Annotated in this window: 2 protein-coding genes; both read right to left on the bottom strand. The window is 44.8% G+C overall.

The features are described 5' to 3' along the window. The coding region (locus DVG78_RS06920; protein ID WP_310589118.1) for an SdrD B-like domain-containing protein at nt 1–5,859 on the bottom strand (5,859 nt) is incomplete at its 3' end. 674 nt (nt 5,860–6,533) lie between these two features. Next, on the bottom strand, nt 6,534–6,638 hold the full coding sequence (locus tag DVG78_RS30740) for a CVP-CTERM putative protein-anchoring domain-containing protein (RefSeq protein ID WP_510186798.1): 105 nt from the start codon (nt 6,636–6,638) through the stop codon (nt 6,534–6,536). Nucleotides 6,639–6,806 lie beyond the last annotated feature (168 nt).

The following is a 6,806-nucleotide window of genomic DNA, read 5'->3' as shown; positions in this document are numbered from 1 at the left end:
AGGTGATACCGTTACCGACACCGTGTCTTTGCAGCCATTCAAATCATACACAAAACTATATGTTCCTGCAAACGTCATCCCAGTTACATTATTACCCGTAATGATGGCTGTAGTCGGTGTAGTGCCAATCTGTGACCACGTACCGCCTGTTGGAATTGGAACTAATGTGTAGCTCGTCGCTAAGGTATTGCTCAAGGCATCAACGCAAGCCAAAGTGGTGTCTCTGCCCGCATTAGGTTTTGGATTCACCGTCACCACTACTTGAGAAGTGTCTTTACAGCCTTCGGCATTTTGAGCTACCAACACATACGTAGTCGTAGTTATTGGCTGAACCGATGTGGGCGTTGCCACAACCGTGCCGTTGGCAGTCCCTACCGTCCACACTGGACTAAGGAAAGTAGCATAGTTAGTAATCTGAGCCGTCAAATCTACCGTTTCACCCGAGCAAATCGTCACTGCGCCATCACCAATCGAAGGTTTGGCATTGACAATCACCTCGGCCGTATCGGTACAGGTTTGACCACCTGAGGTAACTGAATACACAAAGCGGTAAGTACCTGCCGTAGACAAGCCTGTGATGTTGCCACTGTTGTCAATCATCGCTGCCGATGGGTTGGCGGGGCTTCCTATCGGTGACCAACTGCCTCCCGATGTTAATGCCGTTAATTTGGCCGTGCTGATAGGCTGACAGACCGCCACCGCGTCAGGACCAGCATCGGGTTTGACACATCCTGCACAAGGTGATACCGTTACCGACACCGTGTCTTTGCAGCCATTCAAATCATACACAAAACTATATGTTCCTGCAAACGTCATCCCAGTTACATTATTACCCGTAATGATGGCTGTAGTCGGTGTAGTGCCAATTTGTGACCACGTACCGCCGGGTGGAATTGGAACTAATGTGTAACTCGTCGCTAAAGTGTTGCTCAAGGCATCCACGCAAGCCAAAGTGGTGTCTCTGCCAGCATTCGGTTTTGCATTCACCGTCACCACTACTTGAGATGTGTCTTGACAGCCTGCTGCGTTTTGCGCTACCAACACATACGTGGTCGTTGTTATTGGCTGAACCGATGTGGGCGTTGCCACAACCGTGCCATTGGCAGTCCCTACCTTCCACACTGGACTAAGGAAAGTAGCATAGTTAGTAATATATGCCGTCAAATCTACCGTTTCACCTACGCAAATCGTCGCCGCGCCATCACCAATCACGGGTTGGGCATTGATATTAAGCATGACAAAAGCAGTATCAGCACAACTCACATCACCGATGGTGTTGACCACTACGGCGTAATATTTAGTACCTGCTGTGGTAAGAGCGGCACCGGTGGGTGTATAAGAAGCCGTGGTTTGGCCGCTGATGGCCGTTCCCAAACTGCTCGTTGTATCGGCCAACGGACCGTACCATGTGTAGGCTACGCCAGTGCTTGAACTAACAACATAGGCGGTAGGCGAACTACCCACACATATCGCCTGTGTTTTAGGGGTAACGGATGCGATTGGCTTAGTACAGGGTACAATACATGGGGTCTGCAAACACGTTAATGTTAGGTCTATACCATTTGCCGAAGTCTGTAAATCAATAGGTTCAATAATCAACTGAATAGCACCAACATTTGAAAGGTCTACTCCCGAGCCTACTGCCGTAAACGTCGTAAATTTCACCGGTATGTTGGCAAATTGTGTTACTGTACCCGAATCAACGACAACTACCGACTCTGAATAGTTAGCGGCATCCGTATAAACTCTCAGTGTGAATTTACTGCGCAGTATATCCGCTCCGGCAATCAGAAACCCAAATTCTCCTCCGCCTGTCATATTAATACCTCCTAAACCAGTAGGGTTCAGTGTTAAAGCATCATTATCGTTACCATCCCAAGTGAGGGTTAGTTTTGAATAATTTCCAGGACCATTCGAATGGGAGATGATACCATTACCCACATACCCCGAGATAACCTCAGGAAGTGGTGATGGCAACAGTTCTAATTGCATGTCACGTTCACCTCCAACAATATTGACATCATCCAAGGTACTGTTTCCGGCATCACTTAAACGTTGTAAAGTTTTTAATGAGTCAATCGTACAGATAGTTGAAGCAGATTCATGCACTACTGCCGTTACGGTATCAGAACAGGTAGAAGTAGTATAAACAAACCGATAAGTGCCTACTGTAAGTCCTCCTACAACCTGCCGAGGGGTAGATGTGGGCGTTCCAATGGTGATGACGGTTGGATTAGTGGGCAATGCAGACCAATTCCCGCCTGATAAGGTCGTATTGAGCAAATAAGCAAAGCCACTGGTCGGTGGTACACCAGCACATTGTATCGTATCAACACGAGGCGTAGGGCTAGGTATCACAGTTATACTCACAAAAGCGGTATCAGCACAAGTCACATCACCTGCCGTATTGACAACCACGGCATAGTATTTAGTACCCGCTGCAGCGAGGGCGGCACCTGTTGGCGTATAGTTAGCCGTAGTTTGGCCGCTGATGGCGGTTCCCAAACTACTCGTCGTATCGGCCAATGGGCCGTACCATTTATACTCTACGCCAGTGCTTGGTGTAACGGTGTAAGCTGATGCTGCACTGCCTACACATATCGTCTGAACTTTAGGCGTGACTGAGACTACTGGCTTAACGCAGGAAATTAACTGAATGCCCGTGATTAAACTAGCCCGGCAAGCACCTACTTCAATGTTGACAGTGTAAGTACCTGTGTCAGCAGGGGTCACAGCATTAATGGTAATGGAGGCCGTAGTAGCCGAGAAACCGTTAGGGCCCGACCATAAATAGGTAGTTCCACCACTGGCTGTAAGTGTAATAGAACTTCCTTCTGTTACGGATTGAATAGAGGTAACTGCTGGCACGAAATCACAATAGATTCCTTGGTCCCATGAATAATCTTCTTCCTCAGCGGTTAGCGTTGTGGTAGCAGTAATGGTAGCGGGCTCGCTGTTGTAGGTGGTATTGCTACCATCAGAATCATTGTTAGGGGTGCTATTGGCTGCGTTTTTAGGTGAAGTAGAATATCCTACGGGTAAACAGAATACCGCGTAATAATCTCCGGGTAATAAGTTTGTAAACTTGTAATATCCACCGTTGCCAGTAATCGTAAAATTAATGAGCGAGTCGGTGGCTGGGTTTTGTGCGCCCGTTACTCTTGGCGAAAATAGTTTTACTTTAATTCCATCAACGCCGCCCTCATTGGCATCTTGAATGCCATCTTTATTGGTATCAAACCATACTAGATCCCCATAGAAAGCGGGCGACCCAGGTTTTACCTTGATGCCTACTTTGATAGGTTCTGCCGCCAAAAGTGCTTGATTATTATCGGTGCGTGTGGCCACAAATCCAAAGGAGTTCCAGGCAATCTCGTTATTGGTTGGAGCATTTACGGGCGCTCTCATGGGCCAGTTGAATACTAATGAATCACCTCCCGCTAGTACCGTCGTACCAAAATCAATTTTGACTGATTGTACTTTGGTAATATCTGATGGCGGCGTAGTACTCCAATTGGCAGGTACACAACCCGTTGGGAAAGGAGAAGGGTCCAAGGGCTGTTTGACCTCATCACGGCAGGGGTTACCTGTGGTAGAATAATAAACGGTGATACCCGCAGGTGCCGAAATCGGATCGGCTAAGTTAGGCCGCCAAGCTGTCAAACGATTGCTTGGGTCGATTACCCCCTTATCTCCAATAAACGGAAGAATATCAATGATTTTGATATCTTTCATCGTTACGTTACCCGTATTTTTTACAATGAGTTTGTAGTCAGCATTTCCTCCTGGTACTGTTTGCCCAAAGGCAGGATATCTGGAGTAAGTCGTATCACAAATTCCTTTTACCCATTTGATGGATTCCATAGAAGCAGAGACTGCAATATTGATATCACATTGCCCGTAATTTGTACTAGATCTTCCTACCAACTCAGTAGTATTTCCGTCCAAATCCCAGTCCTGAGTATCCGTAAAATTTCCGTAGTTGTAGTCTGGCACACTCGCAGAAGCATTGGAGAAGGTTGCAATAAACTCAGCATTATAAGGTCCAGGGGGAAGGGCTGGCGAAATTTTCACGGAAACATTCACAGTGAATTGTTTACCGTAAGGCAAAATCGTCCCACTTGGAAATGTCCAGCGGTACAAATCTCTTAGAACTCCTCCTGTTGTTATATAATTAGGGATAATTTCCAGTGTAGGAGGCGTTGTAATACCAGAATTGTTAGCTGTAAAAGTCTCTGATCCTGACACATAAGTAGAGCCTGTAGGAATTAATAAAGCACAGACAGGGTTACTGCCATCAGCGTAACCTATATCAGCAGTTACTGTTCCAGAAAAAGTAACAGTCCCTCCCAATACTTGCGAGCAGTTCGATAGATGATTTGCGGTATAATTAGCTTTGGAGGTAGTAGGTCTAGGCTGTAAAATTACCGAATTATTACACACAGTTCGGCCTGCCTGGTTAGGTATTCCTGCTGTGGTACTTGTCCACTCCATACAGTTAGTGACTGTTTCGGGAATGGTTACTTCTCCTATTGATTTAAAATGCAATATCTGGTTATTCGCCAACAACGATGCATTGGGCGGAAAGGGACTTCTCAGCACAAACTTGATTTTGGTGAAGTAAGTACCCGCAGCAAGGTCGGGAACGCCCGTAGCATCAGGTAATACAATCCAAGTACTCCCCGATACATTGGTTTGATACTCAATATGATCAACATCGTCCCATTCAGCTACCCGTACCCCATTGAATTCGGCATCTTGGTCTATGATGACATTCGCGGGAATGGTCTCTATGATTTCTACACTATCCAAAGGGGTATTCCCATTATTGGTAAAACTCCAGGGGTACGCAAATCGCTGACCCGGGTAGTAAGTACCACCGCCTGATTTTGTCAATACCGCCGAGATAGTAGGCTCTGCCAGAGTGGTCGTCTCTGTTAAATCGGAAACACATCCTCCCACATTATCACCATCATTGAGTACTGAGGCACTGCCAGAAAAGGGCGTATAGGCCACCGTAGCGGTATTGGTCACAACATCGGTTGCATTAAAATCAGGCGAGTTGAATTTTACCTGTATATCTAAGTAATAGTAAAAACTCTCCCAAGCACCGGTGCCATTCAATTGTCGTAATGATAGATTGGGGATGCTTGCCGTCACCACGCCTGCGGAGTAGGTGCCTGTCCCTATTTCTGTATTGTTTAAGTTATATACTTTTGCACTGATAAACTCTGCATTGGCAGGCAAGCTGTCGGTAATGGTAATATTAGTTGCCTGCAACGTTCCAAAGGGAGCCAGCACGGGGTAAGAACCACCACTGGTTGCAGAAACCCGAACTCGGTAAGTGGTGATGTTGTTGATTGCCCCACCATTGAGCAGCGTTTTTGTGGCACAAATTCGAGGAATGGCCGTAACGTTGATGCACTGATTTTTGACTCCGGAGGTGGCTCCGCTTCCATCTGTTACTTCAGCGGTGGTACAGAGATTGGTATTATTGGGGGTGGTGAGGTTATTGGTTCTGACACAAAATTCCAATACGCCCGTCGAACCCGATGGAAGTGGATCAACGAAGGTAATGGTGAGTTTTTTAGCCCCTACTGTATTGGTAAAGACGAAATTTGCCACCGGGGCGTGGGTTGTACCCACAAAATCGCTTACCCCGTAAATATTATCAGGTAGGTTAATAACTGCTTTCACTCCTGAAGCATTTCCTGTGGTGCTGGAAATGGAATAATCTAACTGAAGGCAATACTTATCACCTGCCTCAATGGTCGTTAGGCTATTTTTTTCTTTGTAGTCAAGAGTAAGAACAACTTGACTTTGGGCTACACTAGCAAAAAGGCAAAATAGTATTGCCAAAAAGGCTGTGTTCTTGGAAAAAGATAATAAATATATTTTCATTGTATTAGGTATTAAAATTTTCAAAGTATTATATGAAATAGGTAGGATGTCATGGCAACATAGTCTACTTAATATGATACGCATGTTGTCGAACTTGAAGGTATAAAGCACCGTTTCCCCAGTCAGAATGTCTGTTTTGTCGGCAGAGGCTTCAATGGTAAGGGTTTGCCCCAAACTTGGCTACTACTTATTTGCCAAAATAATAAAACACCAATCAATGGTGAGGCCTTTCAGAAAGGCAATAAGGATATTTTTTTCATAAGACTATTTTCAAAGATTGAGGTAAGCAATGGATTAAGAAAAAGGAATGTTAACCTGTCATATCAAATAAGTTTATGAATTAAAAAAAAGGTGGATTGAAAGACTGAAACAAAATTTTATGCGTACTCCCACTTAAAATATTTATTTATCAAGTAAGATGCCATAGTATACTTATTCGAAATAATACACCATGAACGGTAGGAAAAAGGATACGCATAAATCAAAGAGCGCAAAGGTCCCCGTGAAAGAAAAATTCATGCCAAAATGTATCTATACCCCTAACACAAAAACTCCTCGCCCACAAGGTGAACGAGGAGTTGGTAGCTATGAGATTACTGAAAAAAATAAGGGTTGCTTCTCTTCAATAGGATTTACAATGGTTTTCCTACCTTTTTGGTTTGTTTAATTGTAAACGGAATACACAAATCTACTGGGCAGCAATTGTCTCCTGGCTCGATGATAATCGGGCAAGACATCGCTGGTTAGACGCCGTAGTTGATTTTTGTCGTTGTAAAAGATACATCCTCAGAATCTCTTTCACTTTATAGGTAAAGACTTTAATCGTATAGCTAAGCGTGTCTCTGAGTTGAGCAATCTTAGTGATAATCAAGATACAAAATGTAGCATCGAAAAAAAGCAATGAT

The organism is Runella aurantiaca (assembly GCF_003339505.1).
Lineage (GTDB): Bacteria > Bacteroidota > Bacteroidia > Cytophagales > Spirosomataceae > Runella > Runella aurantiaca.
This window is presented reverse-complemented; position numbering and strand designations above follow the sequence as displayed.